The organism is Azohydromonas lata, assembly GCF_034427735.1.
GTDB classification, from domain to species: Bacteria; Pseudomonadota; Gammaproteobacteria; order Burkholderiales; family Burkholderiaceae_C; genus Azohydromonas; species Azohydromonas lata.
This window is the reverse complement of sequence record NZ_JAXOJX010000027.1, coordinates 23,026-45,660: the sequence shown is the minus strand read 5'-3', so window position 1 is coordinate 45,660 and position 22,635 is coordinate 23,026. Positions and strand designations below refer to the sequence as shown.

22 protein-coding genes are annotated in these 22,635 nt (G+C 69.9%); 15 read left to right on the top strand and 7 right to left on the bottom strand.

Annotation, left to right across the window (positions count from 1 at the left end; genetic code table 11):
• Positions 1–230: 230 nt before the first annotated feature.
• Entirely contained in the window at positions 231–701 is a 471-nt protein-coding gene (locus tag SM757_RS16795; protein WP_157118703.1) for a hypothetical protein, read from the top strand.
• Between the two features lie 34 nt (positions 702–735).
• Here the strand turns inward: SM757_RS16795 and SM757_RS16790 are convergent, their stop codons facing one another.
• The 5 genes from SM757_RS16790 to SM757_RS16770 form a co-directional block, all read right to left on the bottom strand.
• Positions 736–1,395 (bottom strand): arsenate-mycothiol transferase ArsC, encoded by a 660-nt coding sequence (locus tag SM757_RS16790; RefSeq protein ID WP_322466376.1) that lies wholly within the window; start codon positions 1,393–1,395, stop codon positions 736–738.
• 1,418 nt (positions 1,396–2,813) lie between these two features.
• Positions 2,814–4,190 carry a hypothetical protein gene (locus SM757_RS16785; RefSeq protein WP_322466375.1) on the bottom strand — a complete coding sequence of 459 codons (1,377 nt, stop codon included), beginning with the start codon at positions 4,188–4,190 and terminating at the stop codon, positions 2,814–2,816.
• A 258-nt stretch (positions 4,191–4,448) separates the two neighbouring features.
• Positions 4,449–5,051 (bottom strand): amino acid kinase family protein, encoded by a 603-nt coding sequence (locus SM757_RS16780; protein ID WP_322466374.1) that lies wholly within the window; start codon positions 5,049–5,051, stop codon positions 4,449–4,451.
• A 2-nt stretch (positions 5,052–5,053) separates the two neighbouring features.
• Entirely contained in the window at positions 5,054–6,118 is a 1,065-nt protein-coding gene (locus tag SM757_RS16775; RefSeq protein WP_322466373.1) for a hydantoinase/oxoprolinase family protein, read from the bottom strand.
• Positions 6,108–7,079 (bottom strand): ATP-grasp domain-containing protein, encoded by a 972-nt coding sequence (locus SM757_RS16770; protein WP_322466372.1) that lies wholly within the window; start codon positions 7,077–7,079, stop codon positions 6,108–6,110. Before SM757_RS16770 ends, SM757_RS16775 begins: the two co-directional genes overlap by 11 nt.
• Here SM757_RS16770 and SM757_RS16765 point away from each other — a divergent pair.
• The 14 genes from SM757_RS16765 (at position 7,078) to SM757_RS16700 (ending at position 21,159) form a co-directional block, all read left to right on the top strand.
• Positions 7,078–7,818 carry a HisA/HisF-related TIM barrel protein gene (locus SM757_RS16765; RefSeq protein WP_322466371.1) on the top strand — a complete coding sequence of 247 codons (741 nt, stop codon included), beginning with the start codon at positions 7,078–7,080 and terminating at the stop codon, positions 7,816–7,818. The genes SM757_RS16770 and SM757_RS16765 overlap by 2 nt on opposite strands.
• A 578-nt stretch (positions 7,819–8,396) precedes the next feature.
• Complete coding sequence (locus SM757_RS16760) at positions 8,397–9,677, top strand: molybdopterin-binding domain-containing protein (protein WP_322466370.1); 1,281 nt, start codon at positions 8,397–8,399, stop codon at positions 9,675–9,677.
• On the top strand, positions 9,674–11,365 hold the full coding sequence (locus tag SM757_RS16755) for a formylmethanofuran dehydrogenase subunit A (protein ID WP_322466369.1): 1,692 nt from the start codon (positions 9,674–9,676) through the stop codon (positions 11,363–11,365). Before SM757_RS16760 ends, SM757_RS16755 begins: the two co-directional genes overlap by 4 nt.
• Positions 11,362–12,297 carry a formylmethanofuran--tetrahydromethanopterin N-formyltransferase gene (gene fhcD / locus SM757_RS16750; protein WP_322466368.1) on the top strand — a complete coding sequence of 312 codons (936 nt, stop codon included), beginning with the start codon at positions 11,362–11,364 and terminating at the stop codon, positions 12,295–12,297. The genes SM757_RS16755 and fhcD overlap by 4 nt, the downstream gene beginning before the upstream one ends.
• Entirely contained in the window at positions 12,294–13,112 is an 819-nt protein-coding gene (locus SM757_RS16745; protein ID WP_322466367.1) for a formylmethanofuran dehydrogenase subunit C, read from the top strand. The genes fhcD and SM757_RS16745 overlap by 4 nt, the downstream gene beginning before the upstream one ends.
• Before the next feature lie 96 nt (positions 13,113–13,208).
• A complete protein-coding gene (gene fae / locus SM757_RS16740; RefSeq protein ID WP_322466366.1) occupies positions 13,209–13,742 on the top strand; it encodes a formaldehyde-activating enzyme in 534 nt (177 codons plus the stop codon).
• A gap of 172 nt (positions 13,743–13,914) precedes the next feature.
• Complete coding sequence (locus SM757_RS16735) at positions 13,915–14,304, top strand: 4a-hydroxytetrahydrobiopterin dehydratase (RefSeq protein ID WP_322466365.1); 390 nt, start codon at positions 13,915–13,917, stop codon at positions 14,302–14,304.
• Positions 14,305–14,308: 4 nt separating this feature from the next.
• Complete coding sequence (locus SM757_RS16730; protein WP_322466364.1) at positions 14,309–14,992, top strand: HAD family hydrolase; 684 nt, start codon at positions 14,309–14,311, stop codon at positions 14,990–14,992.
• Positions 14,979–15,971, top strand: a complete 993-nt coding sequence (locus SM757_RS16725) for a YncE family protein (protein WP_066331377.1) — start codon at positions 14,979–14,981, stop codon at positions 15,969–15,971. Before SM757_RS16730 ends, SM757_RS16725 begins: the two co-directional genes overlap by 14 nt.
• 56 nt (positions 15,972–16,027) lie before the next feature.
• Positions 16,028–16,564: an SRPBCC family protein gene (locus SM757_RS16720; RefSeq protein ID WP_238455665.1), complete on the top strand. Its 537-nt coding sequence runs from the start codon at positions 16,028–16,030 to the stop codon at positions 16,562–16,564.
• A gap of 113 nt (positions 16,565–16,677) precedes the next feature.
• Positions 16,678–17,640 carry a quinoprotein relay system zinc metallohydrolase 2 gene (locus SM757_RS16715; RefSeq protein ID WP_322466363.1) on the top strand — a complete coding sequence of 321 codons (963 nt, stop codon included), beginning with the start codon at positions 16,678–16,680 and terminating at the stop codon, positions 17,638–17,640.
• Positions 17,641–17,742: 102 nt separating this feature from the next.
• On the top strand, positions 17,743–18,570 hold the full coding sequence (locus tag SM757_RS16710; RefSeq protein ID WP_322466362.1) for a quinoprotein dehydrogenase-associated SoxYZ-like carrier: 828 nt from the start codon (positions 17,743–17,745) through the stop codon (positions 18,568–18,570).
• A gap of 31 nt (positions 18,571–18,601) precedes the next feature.
• The gene (locus tag SM757_RS16705; RefSeq protein ID WP_322466361.1) at positions 18,602–19,615 is read left to right on the top strand and encodes an MBL fold metallo-hydrolase; all 1,014 of its coding nucleotides are present in this window, start codon (positions 18,602–18,604) and stop codon (positions 19,613–19,615) included.
• A 479-nt stretch (positions 19,616–20,094) separates the two neighbouring features.
• Positions 20,095–21,159 carry a porin gene (locus tag SM757_RS16700; RefSeq protein WP_322466360.1) on the top strand — a complete coding sequence of 355 codons (1,065 nt, stop codon included), beginning with the start codon at positions 20,095–20,097 and terminating at the stop codon, positions 21,157–21,159.
• A gap of 83 nt (positions 21,160–21,242) precedes the next feature.
• Here the strand turns inward: SM757_RS16700 and SM757_RS16695 are convergent, their stop codons facing one another.
• Positions 21,243–21,938, bottom strand: a complete 696-nt coding sequence (locus SM757_RS16695) for an extensin-like domain-containing protein (protein WP_322466359.1) — start codon at positions 21,936–21,938, stop codon at positions 21,243–21,245.
• 33 nt (positions 21,939–21,971) lie between these two features.
• Entirely contained in the window at positions 21,972–22,565 is a 594-nt protein-coding gene (locus tag SM757_RS16690; protein ID WP_322466358.1) for a MarC family protein, read from the bottom strand.
• Positions 22,566–22,635 lie beyond the last annotated feature (70 nt).

The following is a 22,635-nucleotide window of genomic DNA, read 5'->3' as shown; positions in this document are numbered from 1 at the left end:
CGCAAATTGACGCGGCCCCAATAAACCCCCGAAGCGAATACGGGTCAGCCCGATGCACGTTGGACGGAACTTGGTGAATTACTCACTGTGATTCACCATGATTTCGCCGTGCCATGTATCCTGCAGCGACGGCAACCTGATCACAATCATGCGATGCTGGCGCGCGTGTGATCATGTGCGCGGGTTTCGCAGCCTTTCCGGCGTACTCGATGTTTTTGCTGGGGACTTCCATGAAGAGGCCGCTCAACGTTTGTTTTCTGCAATTCCTGGCTGCGGCCATTCCCCTGGCGCTGATACAGGCGTACCGCGCCGATGCGAGACCGATGGAGGTGCTGAGCCGCCCCGTGCCGGCCGAGCGCATCCATTGGATGCCTGAGCGCCTGTCCAGCGAGCCGGCAGCCATGCTGCACGTGGTGAGGCAATCCCATTGGAAAGGCTGGGCCCAGCCCATCACGCTGCTCATCGACGGCAAGCCCGCGGCCAGCATCAAGGATGGTGAGAACGTGATGCTGCACGTTCCCCCGGGAAAATATGTGCTTGGCCTGAGATATTCAGGCCAAGATCCTTTGAGCCCCAAGCCTGCAGCGGAACCGCGCAGCGCGGCATATTATGAAACGGTCCAGCAACTGAGCGGCGGAAAATCCCATGATTTCCGCATCGTCTCGGATGCGCGCTGGAATTGGCAGTTGGACCAAAAATAAGAATTCGAGTGTGGCCTTTGGGCCACGCAAAAATTCACGCTTCCGTGGAAGGCCCCACCGGCGGTGGCGGCTGAAGGCCCTTGGCACGGCCCAGGGCGTGCAGTTCGTGGCCCAGGTTGGTGACCGCGGACTGGATCAGCGTATAGCAGCTGCGCAGGTATTCCACCCCCATGCGGTGCGGATCGTGTATATGCAGCCGCTGCGGGCATGACCAGTATCCCAGCAGGGCAATCTGGTGAGGCGGGAAACCCTGGCGCGTCAGTTCGTAGGCATGGCGCAGTTCCATGACCAGATACAGGTCACCCCGCTTGGGACGGAAATTGAGCAAATCCGTGCTGCGGTGCTCATTGAATTCATACCCCATTTCCTCGGCCACACGTATGGCCAGCGGCAAAGGGGGCTGGCCTGAAACGGTATTCAATCCAAAGGATGCGGTATTGAGGCCCGCGCGCTGGCTGACCACGTGCGCAAACGCGCTGCGCTTCAAATTGGCCATGCAAACGAAAACCAGCCTGTCCACCCGTGAGAGATCCGGCCGTGTGAATTTGACCGCCGTGCCCAGGAGGTAATCGAAATTGGTGAGCAACAGCCGCATCAAACCCCGCCGGCCCGCGTAGTTGCGCTGAACCATGTTCTTCAGGCGCCGTAGGAGGCCGGTGCTGCCGCGGTGATCGTTGTCGGGTGCTTGCTGCATGAGGACTGCGTTTGGGAGGCGGTGGAGGCGGCCGGGGGCTTGGACGGTTCAGGGGTGGCCTGGTGTGCGGTGGCTGCGCTGGCGGGCACCGTCGGCGCGCGGCCGGCCGGCTCTGTCGCCTCCGCCTCGGTTTTCACCCCATAGAAGGAAACGAGGCAACTTGCACGGCAGGTGCCGCAACTTGAGCCGGGATATGACCTTTGGAAAGGTTTTTGATAGCTATTCATGCCCAGGTCTGTGCACCTTCAACGCGGCATGAGCGAGAAGCACAGGCGTCACCATTTTAACTCATGTGCTGCAAGGTATTTGATAGGAGTTTGTGTCAGACACATTCAATGTGCGCCCGGGGAGTTTTGGGCTGAAACGGCCATATCCACAGGCTGCACAGTCCAGCGTGTTCCATCACAAAATGCTTGCAAATTCATTTTAGGTTTCTGTGCTGATCTTTGAATATGGCGAATCTTTCGCAAGGGCACGCCCTGCGCACCGCGGCCACAAGCCGTGGCAAATGGCGCTCATCTCAGGGGGCGAAACAGGCATTGCCTGAGGTGTGGGAAATTAATGCCGCACTTGAATTGAATATAATTGATAATTGAATCAAAGGCTTGTTGTTTGTTGGATTGAGTGACGGATAAATGTATTTTGGGTTGTTTTAAAGTGGTGCATTTTGTCATTCACGGCCTCTTTGTTTGATTTTAAATATTTATAATTACCACTGCGAAGAAGTATTCCGCGAAGATTCTAAAAATCATCTGCCGCATCCAAGGTCGATCGATTGATTTAATGTTTTGTGTTGAGAAACATTGGAAATATTTTAACAGTGTCAAATGAAATGAATATTTCAATCTCATGTGTGAGATGAGTTTCGGCAAAAATTAATTTTTTGAATCAAGAGAGCACTTGCCGAAGTGTTTGTCAAGATTTACTTGGCTGCACATATTTGTATGTACGTTAATATGTTTTCTTTGGTAATTGTTATATTTTGGCAATCAACTCTCTTAAGCTTGGGTTGCGCTTCTTTGGGAAAATTTAATAATTCTATATTAAATTGCGTTATATTTTATTTTGTGCGTCGCCCAGCATGTCGGCAAGTGTTGTCGGCTGTGTTGGGTTGGTGCACTAAATTGTGGGCCGCATAATGCTATTCATTGTTGATGCTGCATGCCTGTGCCGCTTGGGCGGTTTTTATGCTTGAGTAAATAAATATGGCGAGTCGAGCGATGTTTCTCGTGTCGTCTGCGGATGGCATCAGCCAAATGCCACGCATCAGGCCGGTTAAATTTCAATTCCATGCCTGAGTGAAGCTCTGGTCATGGAATGTGGCGTGCCGGCGGTGCATCTGGAAATTGAAAATATTTCAGGGGAAATGGCAAAAGCAAAAGCAAAGGCAAAGGTGCGCGGCATGGGCCGCGCCGCCTTCACGCCGCCGCCGCCGCGGTGGCGCCCGTGCGCGCCTGCGCCGTGCCCGCGGGGGCGGCCGTGTCTTGGATTTCAAAGGCTTCGAGCTTGCCCTTGAGCACCCGCACGGCCAGCCGCGTGGGCTTGTCCACCGAGGTCACCTGTTGCGCTGCGGCGGCGGCCAGCTTCTCCAGGCTCTCGCGGATTTCGTCGAGCTGCTGCCGCGTGTTCTCGAAGGCGTTCTGCGCGTACACCGTCATGCCCGCCTTGCGGTGGGCCAGGGTCTTGTCGTCGGAAAGCGACTCGTCCAGGGCGTCGATCTGGGTCGTGAGCGCCTTCACCACCGGCTCGTAGGCCGTGCCCAGCTCGGGAGCCTGCGTCGCCTCGGCCAGGGCCTGGCGCCGCGCGGCGTTGGCCTCGCGGTCCTGCGGGAACAGGTTCAGGAACTGCCAGCACACCAGCCGCACCTTCAGGGTCAGCACGTACTGCTTGCGCGTGGCGTCGAGGTTGCGCACGTGGTCGGAGAGCAGCTTGAAGAACTCGTCCGGGTCGAACTCGCCCTCGCAATGCAGGCCCTTGGTGCCGCGGTGCAGCTTGCGGTGCTGCGCCTGCAGGTCGCGCTGCACCTCGGCCAGGCCGTGGTCCAGTTGTTCCACGTCGGACACCAGCACCGGCGAGAGGTTGCCGCGCTGCACGGCCTGCAGCACGTCGTCGCGCAGGTGCTTCACGGCCTCGCCAATGACGGCCTTGCGCTCGGCCGCGTGGGTGCCGCGCACCTCGGCCAGGCCCTTGAGCGTCTCGGCCAGGGTTTCGGCGATGCCCTCCACCGACAGCCGCGCGGCCACGGCTACCGTCGTGGCGGCAATGGCGCTGCACGACAGCGGCGCCAGCGCGGGCACGCCCTTGAGCCGCGCCACGTCCACCACCTTGCCGGTGGCGCCCTTGACCATGGCCACCAGCGCCTCGTTGCCGCGGCTGGCCGCCACCGGGCCGTTGAGCAGCACTTCCATGGTCTGGCCACTGAGCCGCGCGTGCGGCAGCACGGCCGGCACCGCCTGCAGCAGCGCGGCGATGGCGCCCAACTTGGCTTCGGCCCCCGCCATGGGCGACTTGGGCAACTTGGCCAGCCTCTGCGGGTCCAGCTTCTTCACGCCCAACAGCACCTTGCCGTCGGCGCTGCAGTAGTAGAGCTGCAGCGGCTGCACGTCGTCCAGCGCCAGGTCGGCCGCCGGGCGGGCCGGCGCCGCCCCTTCGCCCTGCGCGCCGCCGCCGTCGGCCAGCCGCGCTTCCAGTTGCGCCACGCGCTGCTGCAGGCGCTGCGTGCGGCGGGTGTTGCTCCACAAGGCCAGCCCAATCAGGGCGGTCGAGGCGGAAAGGAAATAGTCGGCAAGGTCCATGGTCAGCGGTGCAAGAAGGCCACGTGTGCGTGTCATGAGCGGCTGGTGCAGGCGATTTCCAACCTGGACAGCAAGGTAGCTGCAAGGTGAAAGCAGCCGGGCACGATTGTCCGCAGCCTAATGCCGCTGTGACAAGCTGTATCGACCTCGGGCAGCAAATTTCTGCCTTCCCGGCTGTTTTTTCAGGCCCGACCCGGCCGCGCGGGCGCATGAAGCCCCACCAAGGAACGCAAAAGGGCGAGGAAAGCCCTGCGGAAGTCAGGCCGGCGCGTGGCGGCAGCCGCCGGTGAGCGCGGCGGCCACGTCGTCCAGCGCCGCCTTGTGCACCACGTCCACGGCGCAGCCGGCGCCGGCGGCCATGGCGGCAAAGCGGGCGTCGAGCACGCCGGCCCGCACCAGGGCGGGCAGATCCAGCGCCGGGTCCACGACGCAGCTCTTGACCACCACCAGCCGCTCGGCGTTGAGCCGCATGGACAGCCACAGCGCCAGGCTGTCGGAGGTGACGTCCCAACCCGTGAGCTCGTCGGCGTGCTCCTTGAGCAGCTCCATGGGCATCCACAGCGCGGTCTTGCCCGCGCGCAGCGCGCGGCGGATGTCGGCGTCGCGCACCGCGGGCTGCAGCGCGCCGTGCTGCGAGCGCAGCAGCAGCGCCGTCTGCGCCATGCCCAGGATGGCCATGTTGTGGGCCGTCAGCTCGTCGAAGCCCCAGGCCGACTGCGCCGCGCGCACCTGGTCCACGAAGGGCCCGCCGCCCGGGACGATCACCGCCCGCCCCCGTCCCAGCGTGCCCAGCAGCGCCAGCCAGCGCCCAAGCAGCGCCGGGTCGCTTTGCAGGCTGCCGCCGAGCTTGAACACCCACATGCTCAGCGCGCTCCCCGCTCCAGCAGCAGCGCCACGGCCAGCGCCGGCGCGCACACCTGCGCCAGCCGCGCCACGCCTGGCAGGGCCTGCGGCGCCAGCCGGGCCACTTGCGAGGCGAAGAAGAGGCAGGGCCGCCCCCGCGCGGCGGCCAGCTTTTCCGCCAGGAAGGCGCCGCAGCCCGCGGCCACCAGCGGCGCACCGCGGGGCAGCGCGGCCGCGGCGATCACGCGGTCCAGGTTGCGGCCGATCTCGTTGAGCTGCTCGGCGCGCCAGGCGCGGGCGAAGTCCAGCCAGTCGGCGTCGACGGCCTCCGCGGCGTCGCGGCCCACCATGCGCGCCAGGCGGCGGCGGGTGGCCGGCGCGTCCTTGGCGCCGTGGTCGGCGGCGGGGTGCTGGTCGTGCGCGGCGTCCAGCTCGCCCAGGAGCCGGTAGACGTCGGCCGTGGTCGCGAAAAGCTCGTTCATGACGTTGTGCGGCCGGCCCTGGAAGTCGATATGCCGCGCCAGCGCGCACAGCGGCGTGCGCACCACGCCCTGGTAGACCAGCTCGCCGCTCATGAGGCGCTGCGCGTCGCTGCGGCCCAGCGCGGCCGGGCGCCCGTCGCGCAAGGGGATCAGGTCCGTGGTCGTGCTGCCGATGTCCACCAGCAGGCCGCGGCCCGCGCGGCGCGCGGCCAGCTCGGCCGTGGCCAGCCAGTTGGCCGAGGCGATGGCTTCCCATTGCGCCGCCACGTCGGCCAGGGCGACGAAGCCGTGCTCGCCCGCCCAGAAATCCAGCCCAATGCCCGGCTGCAGCGCCATGCGTTCGGCGATGCGGCGCACGCCGTCGGCGCGGTCCGCGAAGAAATCGGCCATCTCGCCCGTCATGGTCACGGCGTGGCGGGCGCGCTGCATGTGCGGCCAGCGCGCGCGGGCCTGGGCCAGCACGCCGTCCAGCCTGTCCAGGCCCTCCCACAGCGGGCAGGGCCACTGCACGGCGTCCACCAGCTCCCCGTTGACCACGCGGCAGGCCTTCACGTGGGCGCCGCCGATGTCCCACCCCAGGGTGCCCGCCGCTTCAGGCCGCATACCGCATCTCCGCATCGGTGAAGCCGGCGAGGGCTTCCAGCGCCAGCCGCCGCCCAAGCCGCTGCGACAGCCCGGCGAAGGCGGTGGTCAGCCGCGGGTTGATCTCTATGAGCACGGGGCCGCGCTGTGCATGCCACACGAGGTCCAGCCCAACGCAGCCGCGCAGCCCGGGCAGGGCCTGCGCCGCGTCCTGCGCCAGGCGGCGCAGCGCGGGGGCGCGCGGGTCGTCCAGCGCGACGGCGCCCTGGCGCACGCCCCGGAAATGCAGCGCGCCGTCGTCGGCGCCCACGGCGATGTGCTGGGCGTTGATGCTCAGCAGCTCCGCCCCGGCGGCGCCGCACAGCAGCGACAGGCTCAGTGCCTGGCCCTCCACCCAGGGCTCCAGCGTGGCGGCCTGCTGCTGGCGCAGGCGCTGGCGCAGGTCGGCCTTGGCCTGCTCCAGCGTCCCATGCACCCGGGTGTGCAGCCCGCCCGCCCCGTCGTCGGGCTTGACCACCCAGCGCGAGGCCTGGCCCGCGCCCATGAAGCGCAGCGGCGTGGCGATGCCGTGGCGGTCCAGGTGCTCCAGCGTGGCGAGCTTGCTGCCGGCCACGCGCAGCGCCACGCTGTCGCAGCCCACCCAGCGGCGCGAGCCCACGAGCTTGCGCATGCAGGCCAGCAGCCCGGCGGTTTCGGGGGCGACCACCCAGCACAGGTCGTGCGCGGCGGCCTGGCGGCAGACGAAGTCGTGCGGCGACTCCCCCTCGCGCGGCCGCACCCACTGCAGGTTGGGCGCGCGCACGCTCTCGGCCGTGGTGGTTGCGGCGCTCAATCGGATGTCGGGGGCACCGGCGAGGTCGGCCACCAGCGCGTCGCGCATGGCGATGCCCTGCTCCAGCAGCTCCTCGTCGTCGCCGTCCTCGCCGCCGGTCAGGCCGCCGCCGCTGAGATACTCGTAAACGAACACACGCTGGGTAGGCATGGATTCATTTCTCCTCGTTCCCGTCATCGATCTGCTGGCCGGCCAGGTGGTGCGCGCCGTGCGCGGCCAGCGCAGCCACTACCAGCCCATGCAGTCCGCCCTGTGCGCCGGCAGCGCACCGCTGCCGCTGGCGCGCGCGCTGCTCGCACGCTGCGCGTCCGGCACGCTGTACGTCGCCGACCTGGACGCCATCCTGGGCCGCCCCGCGCAGGCCGCGCTGCTGCGCGAGCTGCTGGCCGGCTTGCCCGCCGTGACGCTGTGGCTGGACGCGGGTTTCAAAGATGCCGCCGCCGCCCACGCGACGCTGGCGGCGCTGGGCGAGGCCGCGCATCGCGTGCGCCCCGTCTTCGGCACCGAGTCGTTCAACGGCACCGCGGCCTTCGAAGACTGCTTCGGCGAGCCGGGCGGCGCGGTGGCTGAAGACGCCGCCAAGCCCGTGTTGGACGCGCTGCTGTCGCTGGACCAGCGCAGCGCCGCGCCCCTGGACCCGGCCGGCGCCTGGGCGCGGGCCGGGCGCTGGCCGCGCGACCTGATCGTCATGACGTTGGACCGCGTGGGGGCGGATGCGGGGCCGGACCTGGCGACGCTGGCCGCCATACGCGAGCGCGCGCCGCGGGCCCGCCTCTTCGGCGCCGGGGGCATTCGCTCCCAGGCCGACCTGGACACCGCCCGCGCTGCCGGCGCCGCCGGCTGGCTCGTGGCCAGCGCGCTGCACGACGGCAAGCTCGGCGCGCCCTGACCAGCGGCCGGGCGGGCGCGGCAGGGTGCGGTGGGGGGCTTGGGCGGGGAGCATGGCGGGGGTTAAACACGATCTGTGCCATGGGGGGTGGCGTCCACGCCATGGCGCGCACGCATGGCCTTTGACAGGGGCGAAGAGCTGGCCGGCTTCCGCTTTCCGTCAGCCAAGGCCGCTCGCCCTCTACGCCGTCATGCCCGCGAAAGCGGGCATCCACGCCTGCTGTTGCGTAGGCTCGCCAACGTCAGCCTTGGGCGGTGCCGTTCGGAGGCCGCACCCCGGCGCTCGTGGATGCCCGCTTTCGCGGGCATGACGGTGTAGTCAGCGCTGCGCATTGGCTGGCGGGCTGCCGTCCGCCAAGCGCAGCGTGCGGGCCACGACGGGCTTGCCGTGTCCGTTCGGCCTGTTGACGCGGCGATGGCGCCCAAGGCCTCTTCCACCCCCTCCCAACGCCACACAGTGTTTCACCCCCGCAGCACAGTGGGACAGTCCCGGCGCAGCACCCTGCCCCGGTTGCCCCACCAAATCCCTGCCGCACGGCGCCGCCTGCGCGTGGCATGCCCCTTGCGGACCGGGCCGCCATGGATCAAGCCGTCCCCGACGCCGGCACGCCCCCGGCCGACGCACCTCCCTGGACCTGCCCTTTCTGCTCGCTGCTGTGCGACGGCTTCGGCGTGTTGCCGCAAGCCGACAACAGCCTGCAACTCACCGGCAGCGACTGCCCGCGCGCGCGCCGCGGCCTTTCGGGCTTCGCCGCGCAGCCCGGCTCAACGCCCGCGCCGCTGGTCAACGGCGCCCAAGCCACGCTGGCCCAGGCCGTCAGTGCCGCGGCCCAACTGCTGCGCCGCAGCCGGCTGCCGCTGTTCGGGGGCCTGGCCACCGACGTGGCCGGCGCCCGCGCGCTCTACCGCCTGGCCGAGCGCAGCGGCGCCGTCACCGACCACCTGCACGGCAGCGCCCTCTTCAACGCCACGCGCGCGCTGCAGGACCGCGGCGGCTTCACGGCCACGCTGGCCGAGGTCCGCAACCGCGCCGACCTGCTCATCTGCCTGACCCGGCCGAGCGACAACTTCCCCGAGTTCTTCCGCCGCTGCGGCGTGGGCGACACCTCCCTCGTGGCCCAGCGCCGCCTGGTTTACCTGGGCCTGGAGCCGGACGCGCCCTCGCAGAGCGGCGTGGCGGTGGACGCGCTGCCGCTGCAGGGGGGCGACCTGTTCACCACCCTGTCCGTGCTGCAGGCCCTGTGCGCCAGCCGCCCGCTGCCGCAGGCCGACCCCGCGCTCAAGGCCCTGGCCGAGGCGCTGGCCGCCGCGCAGTACGCGGTGCTGGTGTGGGAGCCCGCCCGCCTGGGCGAGCACGGCGCGCTGGCGGCCGAAGCCGTTCACCAGATCGTCAACGCGCTCAACCACGCCACGCGCGCCGCCTCGCTCCCGTTGGGCGGCAACGAGGGCGGCGGCACGGTGCAGCAGGTGTTCTCCTGGCTGTCGGGCCTGCCCACGCGCACCCACGCCTCGGCGCTGGGCCTGGAGCACGACCCGCTGCGCCACGACGCGCGGCGGCTGCTGGCCGACAAGGCCGTGGACGCGCTGCTGTGGGTCAACGCCTTCCACCCCGAGCCGCCGCCCGCGGCCGGCGTGCCGCTGGTGCTGCTGGCGCATCCGGACACGCCGCCGCCTGCTGGTGGCGAGCCCAGCGTCTTCATTCCCGTGGCCACGCCCGGCTTGGGCCGCTCCGGCCACCTCTTCCGTACCGACGGCACGGTGCTTATGCCGCTGCGCGCCCTGCGCCCCGACGGCCTGCCCGGCGTGGACCAGGTGGTGGCGGCCCTGGTCGCCGAGCTCGAAAAGGCCCAGAACGCATGACTGACTTCGTCCTGAAGAACGGCCACGTCATGGACCCGGCCTCGGGCCTGGACGTGGTGATGGACCTGCACGTGCGCGACGGCCGCATCGCCGCCACCGACGCCGGCGCGCCGCCCTCGCAAAGCTTCGACGCCGCGGGCTGCGTGGTCATGGCCGGCGGCATAGACCTGCACACCCACATCGGCGGCGGCAAGGTCAACCTCGCGCGCATGCTGCTGCCGGAGGACCACCGCCGCGGCCGCGACCCGCTGCCGCGGCCCGTCAACCCGCTGGAATTCGATTCCTGCGGCACCTGCGCGCCGGGCACGCTGTCCACCGGCTACCGCTACGTGGAGATGGGCTACACGGCCGCCTTCGAGCCGGCCATGGTGCTGAGCAACGCGCGCCACGCGCACATGGAGATGGGCGACGTGCCCATCCTCGACCACGGCGCCTACGTAATGCTGGGCAACGAGGAGCTGTTCCTGCAGATGCTGGCCGAAGGCCAGCCCTTCGAGCGGCTGCGCGACTACGTCGGCTGGGCCATAGACGCCAGCAAGGCCATGGGCGTGAAGGTGGTCAACCCGGGCGGCATCTCGGCCTTCAAGTTCAACCAGCGCCGGCTGGACGTGGACGGCACGCACACGCACTGGGGCATCACGCCGCGCCAGGTCGTCACCACGCTGGCGCGCGCCGTGCACGAGCTGGGCCTGGCGCACCCGCTGCACATCCACGCCAGCAACCTGGGTGCGGCCGGCAACATCGCCTCCACCATCGCCACGATTGACGCGCTGGAGGGCCTGCCCGGCCACCTCACGCACGTGCAGTTCCACAGCTACGGCAAGGAGGGGCCCTACAAGTTCTCGTCGGCGGCCCACGAGCTGGCGGAGGTGGTCAACGCCCACTCCAACGTCTCCATAGACGTCGGCCAGGTGATCTTCGGCCAGACCGTCACGGCGTCGGGCGACACCATGTCGCAGCTCGCCACCGCGGCGCTGGCGCACCCGCGCAAGTGGACCGGCGCGGACATCGAGTGCGTGGGCGGCTGCGGCGTGGTGCCCTTCAAGTACCGCGAGCAGAGCTACGTCAACGCGCTGCAGTGGTGCATCGGCCTGGAGCTGTTCCTGCTGATCAAGGACCCGTGGCGCGTGGTGCTCACCACCGACCATCCCAACGGCGGCCCGTTCACGAGCTACCCGCACCTGATACGGCTGCTCATGGACAAGAGCTTCAGAGACGAGCAGCTCTCGAAACTGCACCCGGAGGTGGCGGCGCAGTCGGCGCTGAAGGACCTGACGCGCGAGTACACGCTGCAGGAGATCGCCATCATCACCCGCGCCGGCCCGGCGCGGCTGCTGGGCCTGAAGGACCGCGGGCGGCTGGCGCCCGGCTCGGCAGCCGATATCGCCGTGTACCGGCGGCAACTCGACGCGCAGGCCATGTTCACCACGCCGGAGCTGGTGTTCAAGGACGGCACGCTGGTGGCGCAGGCCGGGCGCATCACCGCCGTGCCCACGGGCGGCACGCACTTCGTGACGCCGGAGTACGACCGCGGCATCACGCGGCTGCTGCGCAATTGGGCCGAGCGCCACGGCAGCATCCACCCCGACCACGCCGGCATAGGCCGCGACGAGCTCTGCGCCTGCTGCAACGGCGGCCGGCTGCTGCCCGCGGCCTGCTTCACCAACGCCGAGGAGGCCGGCGCATGACGACCTCCACGACCGCAGCGCCCGTGCTGCTCAACGGCGTGCTGGTGGACGACGGTTTCGCGGAAGCCTTCCCCATGAAGGGCACGCGCCTCTTGATCACGGCGCACAACCTGGCGTGGGCCCGCCACGCCGCGGTGGCCGCCACGGGCTTTGCCACTTCCGTCATCGCCTGCGGCTGCGAGGCGGCCATCGAGCGCGAGCTGGCGCCTGAAGAAGCGCCGGACGGCCGCGCGGGCGTGTCGGTGCTGATCTTCTCCATGTCGGGCAAGGAGCTGGCCAAGCAGGTCGAGCGCCGCGTCGGCCAGTGCGTGCTGACTTGCCCGACGACGGCGGTGTACGCCGGCATCGACGAGGGCGAGGCCATCGCGCTGGGCAAGAACCTGCGTTTCTTCGGCGACGGCTGGCAGGTGAGCAAGGTGATCGACGGCCGGCGCTACTGGCGCGTGCCGGTGATGGACGGCGAGTTCGTTGCCCAGGAAACCACGGCGGTGGTCAAGGGCGTGGGCGGCGGCAACTTGCTGCTGGTGGCGCGCGACGTGGACGCGGCGCTGGCCGCTGCCGAAACCGCCGTGGCGGCGATGCGGGCGGTGCCCAACGTCATCATGCCCTTCCCCGGCGGCGTGGTGCGCTCCGGCTCCAAGGTGGGCAGCAAGTACAAGACGCTGCCGGCCTCCACCAACGACGCCTTCTGCCCCTCGCTGGCCGGCCTCTCGCCGCGCAGCGACCTCGCACCCGGCCAGGACTGCGTGATGGAGATCGTCATCGACGGGCTGACCGAGGCCGACGTCGCCGCCGCCATGCGCGCGGGCCTGCACGCGGCCACGGCGCGGGGCGTGGACAGCGGCCTGCTGCGCATCACCGCTGGCAACTACGGCGGCAAGCTGGGACCCTTCCACTTCCACCTGCACAAGCTGCTGGAGGCGGCGGCATGACCTGGACTCTCACCCTCCTGCAGCCGCCGGCCTTGCGGCTGGACTTGCGCTCGCTCGTGCCCCAGGCGCTGGCCGGCATGGACGTGGCCGCGGTTGAAACGCTGCCGCTGTGGCAGGGCCGCCAGCCGCTGCCGCTGGCCGAGTTCTTCAAGGTGGTGCGCACGGACGACGGTGCCGGCGACAGCCTGGTGTTCGAGGGCGACCTCTCCCGTTGCGACCGCATCGGCTGGCAGATGGCCGCGGGCCGCATCGCCGTGCGCGGCTCTGTAGGCGACTTGCTCGGCACGGGCCTGAGCGGCGGCGAGATCACGGTGGCCGGCCATGCCGGCGAGCTGGCCGGCTGCGAGATGCAGGGCGGGCGCATCACCGTGCAGGGCAACGTGGGCGACTTTGCCGCAGCGCCGCTGCCCGGGAGCATGGAAGGCGTCAAGGGCGGCGTGCTGCTGGTGCAGGGCCGCGCCGGCGCGCGGCTGGCCGACCGCATGCGCCGCGGCCTGGTGCTGGTGCACGGCGGCGCGGGCGATTTCGCCGCCTCGCGCCTGGTGGCCGGCACCGTGGCCGTGGGCGGCGCTTTAGGCGCGCACGCCGGCTTCCAGATGCGCCGCGGCACGCTGCTGTGCGCGGGCGGCTGCGCGATCGAGGCGTCGCCCAACTTCATCGCCACGCGGCACGACGTGGGCGTGATCTGGCAACTGCTGGCGCGCTCGCTGGTGGCCTATGGCGGGGCCTTTGCCGGGCTGCCGTCGCGGCGCGTGCGCCGCCTGGCCGGCGACCTGGCCACGGGCGGGCGGGGGGAAATCCTGCTGCCCGGCTGACATGGCAACGACCACGCCTTGTAGGGGGGCCGCTTGCGGGCCTCCTACAGGCTGACGAACCACACCTGCTTCATCCCCACTCACAGGAAACAACACATGAGCAAAGACTTTCTCTTCCACGCCGGCGAGGCCACGGTGCTGGCCGCCGAGGGCCAGTTCACGGACGCGATGCCGGAGATCCTCATCGGCCGCACCGACGGCCCGGTGGGCCAGGCCTTCGCCAACATGATGGCCCAGAGCAAGGGCCACACGGCCATGTTCGCCATTCGCGCGTGCAACCAGCTCGTCCGCCCGGCCACCATGATGGTGCCCAAGGTCACGCTGCGCGACATGACCAACATCGAGCTCTTCGGCGGCGTGGTGCAGTCGGCCACGGCCGACGCGGTGGTGGACTGCCTCATCGAGGGCGTCATCCCCAAGGACATCGCCAACGAGCTTTGCATCATCTCCCTGGTCTGGATCGACCCGCGCTGCGCCACCCACGCCGAGCTGGACAAGAAGGACATGTACCGCACCAACTACGAGGCCACCAAGCTGGCCCTGCGCCGCGCGCTGGCCAACGAGCCCTCGGTGGATGAGCTCATCGCCAACCGCCACAAGATCAAGCACGACATGGACGACTGGAGCTGACGCAGCGCCGGCGACCAACGGTCCGCCCGTTGGCACGGAATGACTTGATGCCCGCGGCGTGGGCTTCATCCCGGGTCTGGGCAGCGCTGCCCGCAAGGCGCAAGACTGCGCCTTGCGGCGGCGTTGCACGGTGCGATGTCCGCACCCGGCCGGCCGCTTCAGGAGGGATGTCATGACGAAATGGCGAAAGTCCACTGCCGACACGGTGTACAGCCCCGAGGAGATAGACGCGCGGCTCAAGGAGGAGCTGCCCGCTTGGTATTACGAGGACGGCTGGATACGGCGCAAGTACAAAACCAGCGGCTGGAAGTCCACGCTCATGGTCGTCAACACCGTGGGCCATCTGGCCGAGGCGGCCTGGCACCACCCCGACCTCACGGTCTCCTACGCCTTCGTGATCGTCAAGCTTATGAACCACGCCGCCAAGGGCGTGACGGACAAGGACTTCGCACTGGCCCACAAGATCGAGGACGTGCTGATGTGGCAGCCTGGCCGCGACGAGGACTCGCCGCTGGACGGCACGCCCGATGACCCGCGCTTCAAGCACATCAAGTACGACTGACGCCATGGCCAAGCCTCAACGACTGGCGTTGTTCGATCTGGACCACACCCTCATCCCCTTCGACAGCGGGCGCGAGTGGCTGCAGTTCCTGGCCGACCGCTATGCCGTGCCCGAGGACGCCCCCAGGCGCTACCTCGACGCCTGCCGCCGCTACGTGGCCGGCCGCGTGGGCCTGGAGGCGCTGCACCGCGCCGTGGTCTGCCCGCCCGGCGCGCAGGCGCAGGCACTCTTTTCCACCTGGCGGCGCGACTTCGAGGCCGAGATGGCGCGCCGCGTGCCGCGCTCCACGCTGGCGTTGGTGCAGCGCCACCGCGACGCGGGCGATCTTTGCGCCATCGTCACCGCCACCTCGCGCCTGGTGGCCGAGCCCTTCGCCCGCGTCTTCGGCGTGGCGCAGCTGCTGGCCACCGAGCCGCACCGCGCCGGTGACGGCTCGCTCAGCGGCGACATCCAGGGTGAGCCCTGCCACCGCGAGCACAAGGTGGCGCACGTACGGCGCTGGCTGGCGGCGCAGGGGCTCGCGCTCCAGGATTTCGAGCGGAGCTGGTTCTATTCAGACGCCGCGGGCGACCTGCCGCTGCTGGAGGCCGTGACCGACCCCGTGGCCGTGCGGCCGGACGACAAGCTGCGCGCCGTGGCCCGCGAGCGCGACTGGCAAGTGCTGGGCATTGCGGATGTGGCGTTCTGAAGTCCGCGCCGCCCGCCGGATGCGCCGCCGCGCCGCGGCGCTGGGCGCGCTGCTGGCGCTGGCGCTGCAGGCCGCGCCCGGCGTGGCGGGCGGTGCCGGTGCGCTGGCCTACGTCACCAACCAGGGCAGCCACGACGTGAGCGTGGTGGACATCGCGCAGCGCCGCGTGGTGGCCACCGTGCCGGTGGGTCGCTCGCCCGCGGGCGTGGCGGTGGCCGGCGACCGTGTCTTCATCACCAACCCCGACAGCCGCGAGCTTGCCGTGATCGAGCAGGGCAGCGCGCGGCTGCTGGCCACGCGGCCCGCGGGCGAGCAGCCTTTGGGCATCGCCGCCGCGCCGGACGGCCGCCGCGTCTGGGTGGCGGACTGGCAGGGCCAGCGCCTGCTGGGCTTCGACACCCGCACGCTGGAGCGCGTGGCCGACATCGCGCTGGGCCGCACGCCCTGCGGCGTGGCCGTGTCGGCCGACGGCGCCACGGCTTACGTGGCCGAGCGCGACGACGACGTGGTGGCGGTGGTGGACCTGCGCGCCGGGCGCGTGGCGCAGCGCGTGGCCGTGGGCCGCCACCCCTACGCACTGCTGCTGGACGAGCCGCGCGCGCGCCTTCTGGCCCTCAACGTGCAGGGCGACGACATGAGCGTGGTGGACCTGCGCGCGCTGCGCGAGGTGCAGCGCGTGCCGCTGGGTCGCGCGCCCTACGGCGCGGCGCTGTCGGCCGACGGCGCGCGCCTCTACGTCACCAACCAGCACGAGGACACGGTGAGCGTGCTGGACGCGCAGACGCTCACGCAACTGCAGCGCCTGGAGGGCTTCGGCTCGCCGGAAGGGGTGGCGGTGCAGGGCGACGACTTGCTGGTCGTCAACTGGATGGACGACGACCTCTCGGTGCTGGATGCCGCCAGCGGCCAACTGCGCGCGCGCATCCCCACCGGCTCCAATCCCCGGGGCTTCGGCGCCTTCGTGGCGGCACCGCCCTGACGGGTGTTTCCCCAGCTTCCCAGAGCTTTCAAGCACAACGACAGGAGACGACCAACGTGCATCCCAAGCTGTTCAAGCGCCTGATGGCCTTTGGCCTGGCCGCCGCCTTTGCCGGCAGTGCCCTGGCCCACGGGCCGACCCGCCAGAAGGTGGTCGAGAAGATCAACATCGACGCCCCCGCCGCCAAGGTGTGGGACCAGATCAAGGCCTTCGATGGGCTGGCCAAGTGGCACCCGGCCGTGGCCGCCAGCCCGGCCGACAAGGGCAACGAGGTGGGCTCGGTGCGCACCATCGCCATCAAGGGCGGCGGCGAGATCGTCGAGACGCTGGAGGGCTACAGCGACGAGCAGCGCCGCTACACCTACCGCGCCAAGGACGGCGGCGCGCTGCCCGTGAGCAACTACACCTCCACCATCCAGGTCTCGCCGGACGGCGACGGCAAATCGGTGGTCGAGTGGCGCGGTGCCTTCTACCGTGCCTTTCCCGGCAACGATCCCCCGGCCGACAAGAACGACGAGGCGGCGGTGAAGGCCGTCACCGGCGTCTACCAGGGCGGCCTGGCCAACCTCAAGAAGATGGCCGAAGGCAAGTAAGCCTTCCCCCCGGCGGCCGGTGCCGGCCGCCGCACCACGGCCCCGCCGCTGCCGCCACGGCAGCGGTCCCGGGGACCGGAAGTCGCCGCGATGGACCGGCTGGAGTCGCAAGCATGTCCCTCACCCGTTTCCTGGCCGCTGCCGCCTTCTCTTGGCTCGCGGCCGGCTGCGCGCCGGTGGGCGGGCCGGACCCCAAAGCCGGCGCCCAGGCCGGCGTTCCAAGCGCCGCGCAGCCCATTGCCCCCGGCGTCTACCTCTTTCCCGGCCAGCACGCCGTGTGGGACGCCGCCCACGACCGCGTCGCCAACACCGGGTTCATCCTAGGCAGCCGCTGCGCCGCGGTGATCGACAGCGGCGGCAGCCCGCAGCATGGGCGCGACCTGCTGGCCGCGCTGCGCGCCGTGAGCCCGCTGCCGGTGTGCTGGCTCGTCAACACCCACGTGCATCCGGACCACGTCATGGGCAACGGCGCCTTTGCCACGGCCAACGGCGGGCGGCCGCCGCAGATCGTGGGCCACCTGAAGCTTGCGGCGGCGCTGGCCGCGCGCGGCCCCTACTACCTGCGCGCACTGCAGCGCGAGGGCGCCACGGACGTGCCTGAGCGCATCGCGCCGCCCACGCTGGCCGTGGCCGACCGCATGGAGCTGGACCTGGGCGGGCGCACGCTGCAGTTGCGCGCCTGGGCCACGGCCCACACCGACGACGATCTCACCGTGCTGGACGACGCCAGCGGCACGCTGTGGCTGGGCGACCTCGCCTTCGACGGCCACCTGCCCGTGCTCGACGGCCGGCTGTTGGGCTGGCAGCAGGTGCTGCAGGACCTGGCCAAGGACAGCGGCGTGCGCCGCGCCGTGCCCGGCCATGGCCGCGTGATGGAGCACTGGCCCGCGGATCTGCAGCCCACCGCCGCCTACCTCGCCGACCTGCGGCGCGAGGTGGAAGCCGCGCTGGGAAAAGGCCTGAGCCTGACCGAAACTCTGGAAGCCACCCGCCTGCCGGGACAATGGCAGTTGGCGCCGGACTTCCATCGCCGCAACCTGACCACCGCCTACGCCGAGCTGGAGTGGGCGCGCTGAACAGGCCGCGGCGGTGCCGTTCCCGCACCCGCACCCGCACCCGGGCCCGCTGCCAGGCACTTGCCTCGCCCAGCAGTTCAGCAGTTTTCCGAGGAGGTCGCCATGAAGCCGTCACTTCTTCACCGCCGCGAGGCGCTGGCCCTGTTGCTGGCCGCGCCGGCCGCCGCCCGCGCGCAACTGCGCACGGCCGAGGAGTCGGAGAACAACCCGCGCTGGCAGCAGCAGCGCGAGGCCCTGTTCGGCCGCCGTCCCATCGCCGAGGACGAGTCGCTCATTGCCCTGCAGGCGCCCGTGCGCGCGGAGGACGCGGCCGTCGTCCCCCTGGGCGTGCGCATGGGCTTTGCCCAGGGTGAACGCGGCTTGTCGGTGCGCCGCCTGGTGCTGGTCATAGACAACAACCCCTCGCCGCTGGCCGCGCAAGTGGAGTACGGCCCGGCCAGCGGCCGTGCCGATTTCGAGACCCGCGTGCGCATCGACGAGTACGGGTTCGTCCGCGCCGTGGCCGAGCTCTCCGACGGCCGCCTGGTCATGAGCAAGCGTTTCGTCAAAGCCTCCGGCGGCTGCTCCGCGCCCCCGGGCAAGGACGCCGAGGCTGCCCGCGCCGCGCTGGGGCGCATGCGGCTGGCGGTGCAGGAGGACGCGCCGCCGGGTCAGCCCCTGCGCGCGCAGCTCATGGTCAGCCATCCCAACGACTCCGGGCTGGTGATGGACCAGGTGACGCGCATGTACACCAAGGCCCAGTTCGTCCGGCACATCACCCTGGCCTACGCCGGCGCGCCCCTGCTCCAGGCCGAGGTGGACTTTTCGCTCAGCGAGAACCCGCACCTGCGCTTCTGGCTCAAGGCCGAGCCGCGCGGCGGCGAGCTCGTCGCCCGCGTGGACGACACCGAGGGCCGTCACTTCGAGCAAAAGCTGCAGCTCTCGGCCTGAGCCGCGGCGCGCGCATGCCATGCTGCCGGCCGTGCATGCATCGACTCCCCTGATCCCGCGCCGCCGCCTGGCACTGGCCGCGCTCGCCGCCCTGGCGGGCACCGCGGCCGCGCCGGCGCTGTCCGCCGCGATGGCGAATCCGCCGCCCGCCCGCTACGGCGCCGCCCAGGCCGTGGCGCCGGGCGTGTGGGTGCTGCCCGGCAGCCTGGAGGCGGCCGACGCCGGCAACCAGGACGCCGTGGGCAACCTGGGGGTGCTGGACACGCCCGCCGGTCCGGTCCTCGTCGAGACCGGCGGTTCCTCGCGCCTGGCGCGCTGGGCCATTGCCGAGGCGCGGCGCCTGACCGGACGCAAGCCGGTGCTGGCCGTCATCACGCAGGCGCGCCCGGAGTTCCTCATGGGCGGCGCCGCCTTTGCCGAGGCCGGCATTCCCGTACTGGCGCACTCGGCCACGGCCGAGCTCATGGCGCAGCGCTGCCACGAGTGCCTGCGCCGGCTGCGCGCCGACTTGGGCGAGGCCGTGATGCGCGGCACGCGGCTGGTGCTGCCCGGCCGCCGCGTGGAAGGCAGCCAAATACTGGAGCTGGGCGGGCGGCGCATCGCGCTGCTGCACCTGGCGGGCCACACCGCGGGCGACCTGGTGGTGCTGGACGAGCGCAGCGGCGTGGCCTTTGGCGGCGCGCTGGTGCCCGCGGGGCGGGTGCCTGAAATCGACCCCGGCCGCGAAGCCGCGCCCTGGCGCGAGGCGCTGCGCCGCCTGGCCGGCCAGCCGGGGCTGCGCACCCTGGTGCCGGGCTACGGCGCGCCGGGCGCGGCGCCGGCGCTCATCGCGTCCGTCGAGAGCTACCTGGAGGCGCTGGAGGCGCAGGTGCAGGCGCTGCTGGACGGCGGTGCCGACCTGCTGGAAGCCCAGCGCCGCGTGGAGCTGGCCGGCTGGCGCACGGCGGCACGCTACGAGGCCTTCCACAAGCGCAACGTGCAGCGCCAGTACCTGGCCGCCGAGCTGCGCTGGCTGGCCGCGCCTGAGGCCACGCCGCAGCGCTGACGGCCACGCCTTGCACCGCGGCGTGCGACGTTGCGCGCGCAGCGTTGCAAAAACGCCTAATGGATGTGGGCAGCAGGCAACGGATTACCCGAGTGTTCTTCTCGGTTGTGCCTGCACAGGCCGCGCGTGGCGGTTGAGGCCGGAACGGCCCGTTTTGGGTGCAAACCCGCATGCAATGGGCGCCGCCGGGGTGGTTGCACCCGCATGGGCCGTGTCCTGGGGTGGGGAGCAGCCCGCAGGCCGGCCGCGCGGCAGCCGCCGCGTTGCTACCGACCGCCACAACGCTGCAAGGTGAAGCAAAGGCGCCGTCGGCTAGATGGTGGAAACCCGAACCGGTGCCAAGTTTTGAGACGGACCACACTTGCGTTCGCCGAGAAACCAGCCGGTATCGCCCAGCGCGATGCGGCCTCTGGTGCCGGCACGGCCCGTCGGTTCGAGAGTCGTCCGCGCCCACGCATTCCATCTAAGGAGACCTGCACATGAAACTCAAGCACAGCCTGATCGCACTGGCCGCCCTGGCCGCCGTCTCGGCCGCCAACGCCCAGTCCAACGTCACCCTGTACGGCCGCGTGGACCTGGGCTACCAGTTCAACAACAAGGTCAACGCTGCCGGTGACAGCCTGTCCGAGCTGAAGAACGGTGGCATTGCCCCGAGCATCTGGGGCCTGCGCGGTACAGAAGACCTTGGTAGTGGCCTGAGTGCCTTCTTCAATCTGGAAAGCCATTTCTACGGCGACACCGGCCAGCTTGAAGGTGCCGGTCGCCTCTTCCGTCGCCAAGCCAACCTCGGCGTCAAGGGTGCTTTTGGTTCCGTGGCCCTGGGTCGCCAGTACTCGCCGGCCTTGCTGGCGCACCTGGGCACCGATCCACGCGGCTTCAAGGAACAGTTTTCCATGCTGTATCCGTACGCGCTGAACCAGACCACCGCGCCGGATACGCTCAACGACCTGGGCATCTTCCTGGCCAACGCGGTGAGCTACACCAACAGCTTCGGCCCTGTGAACGTGGGCGCGGCCTACGCCTTCGGCGAGCAAGCCGGCAAGTTCAGCGCTGGCCGCACCGCCTCCATCGGCGGTTCCTACACCGGTCCGGTCACCGTGTCGGCTTCGTACCAGCAGATCAAGAACGTTGCAGGCACGGGCGACACCAAGCAGTGGGGCCTGGGCGGCGCCGTGCCGCTGGGTCCGGTCAAGGCCAAGATCCTGTACCTGCGCACCAAGTCCGACGCCGGCGTGCTGGCCGGCGCCGAGACCAACGTGGGCGTGTGGGGCGTGGGCGTGGATTACGTCTGGGGCGCCAACACCTCCACCGTGGCCTACTACCAGGGCAAGGACAAGGAAACCTCCGGCGCTCTGACTGACAAGACCAAGACGCTGGTGCTGAGCAACGACTACGCGCTTTCCAAGCGCACGACGCTGTACGCACAACTGGCTTACGCTGACTACGACGCCGGTTCCACGGCCCGCACCAGCATCATCGCCGGCCCCGTTGTTGCCGGAGAAAAGCAGACGGTCTTCGGCCTGGGCATCAAGCACGACTTCTGATCCCGTTTCTTCGAAGATCCTGTTCAGGGGCGGTGCCGCAAGGCGCCGCCCTTTTTTCATGGGCACGGCCCTTTCAGCCGCCTTCAGCGGCAAAAGCGTCCGCCGCCCATCTCCAGGTGCAGGTGGTCGGCATGGGCGGCGTTGTAGTCGGGCCCCAGTACGCCGTTGAAGCTGCGGCAGCCGCCGCGATGCACCTCGCGCAGGAAGCGGCCGGCGGGCGACTTGGCATCGCGCCAGTCGCGCAGCACGCTCACGCGGCGGCCGTCGGCCAGGGTGAAGCCGGCCACGTCCAGCGCGTCGGCTTGCGCATGGCGGCTGCGCCGGCCCGCGCGCCCGGCCACGTCGCGGCAGGCCAGGCTGCCCAGGTGCTGCATGCGCGCCACGGGCGCGTCCAACAGCTCCAGCGCCGCCGGCTGCACCACGTGCGTCTCCCACAGCGCCAGCGCCACGGCGCCACGGCAGCTCAACAGAAAAGGCGTTTCCAGCGCGAAAGCCGTGCGCGTGACGCGCACCGCGTCGGTGAGGCGGCAATCGGGGCCCACCTCGCGGTCGGCCACGGGCGTGGCCTGCAGTTGCGGCGCCTCGTCCAGCACGGCGCGGCACAGCGCCGCGTCACGCCCAAGCCGCGACAGCTTGAACGGCGTGAGCAGATTGGGCTTGTCGGCAATGCGCAGCGGCGCCCAGGGCAGCCAGCGCTCGGGGATGCCTCCGGGCCCCTGTGGCGAGGGCAGCGCCAGCAGCACCAGCAGCAGCACCGCCAGGCGTAGGAAGTCGGCCATGCTGCGCCGCCCGGCAAGGGCGGTGCCGGGGCTTCAGCCCCCGAAGAAGTAGCGCTTGATCCCGGCCAGGATCATTTCCACGGCGATGGCGGTGAGCACCAGCCCCATGAGCTTTTCCATGGCGCTGACCACCGAGTCGCCCAACAGCCGGCGCATGCGCTCGCTGGCCAGCATCACCACGCCGCACACCGCCATGGCCACGGTCAGCGCGGCCACCCAGTCGGCCATGCGTTGCGGCGCGCGCGAGGCCAGCAGCAGCACCGTGGCCATGGCCGAGGGGCCGGCCAGCAGCGGCACGGCCAGCGGAAAGATGAAGGGCTCGCGCGCCTCGGCGGCGTAGAGGCTGCCGCCGCTGGCGAAGATCATGCGCATGGCGATCACGAGCAGGATCACCCCGCCGGCCACCTCCAGCGAACGCTCCGACAGGTGCATCAGCGCCAGGAAGTGCTTGCCGCCGAACATGAAGCCCAGCAGCACCAGGAAAGCGATGGCCGTCTCGCGCAGCGCCACGCGCGTGCGGCGCTGCGGCGGCACGCCGCGCAGCACCGAGATGAACACGGGCAGGCTGCCCAGCGGGTCCAGCACCAGCAGCAACAGCACCAGGGCGGAAACAAACGTGTGTTCCAAGGGATTGGTTCCTCCAGACGTGTGAATGCGCGCCGGACCTCGTGAGCCCGACGTGGCGATGTCCGCGCCG

Coding starts and splice junctions, on each gene's coding strand:
- SM757_RS16730 (WP_322466364.1), top strand. CDS start 14,309: ATGGCCAAGCCTCAACGACTGGCGTTGTTCGATCTGGACCACACCCTC.
- SM757_RS16735 (WP_322466365.1), top strand. CDS start 13,915: ATGACGAAATGGCGAAAGTCCACTGCCGACACGGTGTACAGCCCCGAG.
- SM757_RS16795 (WP_157118703.1), top strand. CDS start 231: ATGAAGAGGCCGCTCAACGTTTGTTTTCTGCAATTCCTGGCTGCGGCC.
- SM757_RS16710 (WP_322466362.1), top strand. CDS start 17,743: ATGAAGCCGTCACTTCTTCACCGCCGCGAGGCGCTGGCCCTGTTGCTG.
- SM757_RS16765 (WP_322466371.1), top strand. CDS start 7,078: ATGGATTCATTTCTCCTCGTTCCCGTCATCGATCTGCTGGCCGGCCAG.
- SM757_RS16695 (WP_322466359.1), bottom strand. CDS start 21,938: ATGGCCGACTTCCTACGCCTGGCGGTGCTGCTGCTGGTGCTGCTGGCG.
- SM757_RS16770 (WP_322466372.1), bottom strand. CDS start 7,079: ATGCCTACCCAGCGTGTGTTCGTTTACGAGTATCTCAGCGGCGGCGGC.
- SM757_RS16755 (WP_322466369.1), top strand. CDS start 9,674: ATGACTGACTTCGTCCTGAAGAACGGCCACGTCATGGACCCGGCCTCG.
- SM757_RS16780 (WP_322466374.1), bottom strand. CDS start 5,051: ATGTGGGTGTTCAAGCTCGGCGGCAGCCTGCAAAGCGACCCGGCGCTG.
- SM757_RS16785 (WP_322466375.1), bottom strand. CDS start 4,190: ATGGACCTTGCCGACTATTTCCTTTCCGCCTCGACCGCCCTGATTGGG.
- SM757_RS16725 (WP_066331377.1), top strand. CDS start 14,979: ATGTGGCGTTCTGAAGTCCGCGCCGCCCGCCGGATGCGCCGCCGCGCC.
- SM757_RS16775 (WP_322466373.1), bottom strand. CDS start 6,118: ATGCGGCCTGAAGCGGCGGGCACCCTGGGGTGGGACATCGGCGGCGCC.
- fae (WP_322466366.1), top strand. CDS start 13,209: ATGAGCAAAGACTTTCTCTTCCACGCCGGCGAGGCCACGGTGCTGGCC.
- SM757_RS16715 (WP_322466363.1), top strand. CDS start 16,678: ATGTCCCTCACCCGTTTCCTGGCCGCTGCCGCCTTCTCTTGGCTCGCG.
- fhcD (WP_322466368.1), top strand. CDS start 11,362: ATGACGACCTCCACGACCGCAGCGCCCGTGCTGCTCAACGGCGTGCTG.
- SM757_RS16760 (WP_322466370.1), top strand. CDS start 8,397: ATGGATCAAGCCGTCCCCGACGCCGGCACGCCCCCGGCCGACGCACCT.
- SM757_RS16745 (WP_322466367.1), top strand. CDS start 12,294: ATGACCTGGACTCTCACCCTCCTGCAGCCGCCGGCCTTGCGGCTGGAC.
- SM757_RS16790 (WP_322466376.1), bottom strand. CDS start 1,395: ATGCAGCAAGCACCCGACAACGATCACCGCGGCAGCACCGGCCTCCTA.
- SM757_RS16700 (WP_322466360.1), top strand. CDS start 20,095: ATGAAACTCAAGCACAGCCTGATCGCACTGGCCGCCCTGGCCGCCGTC.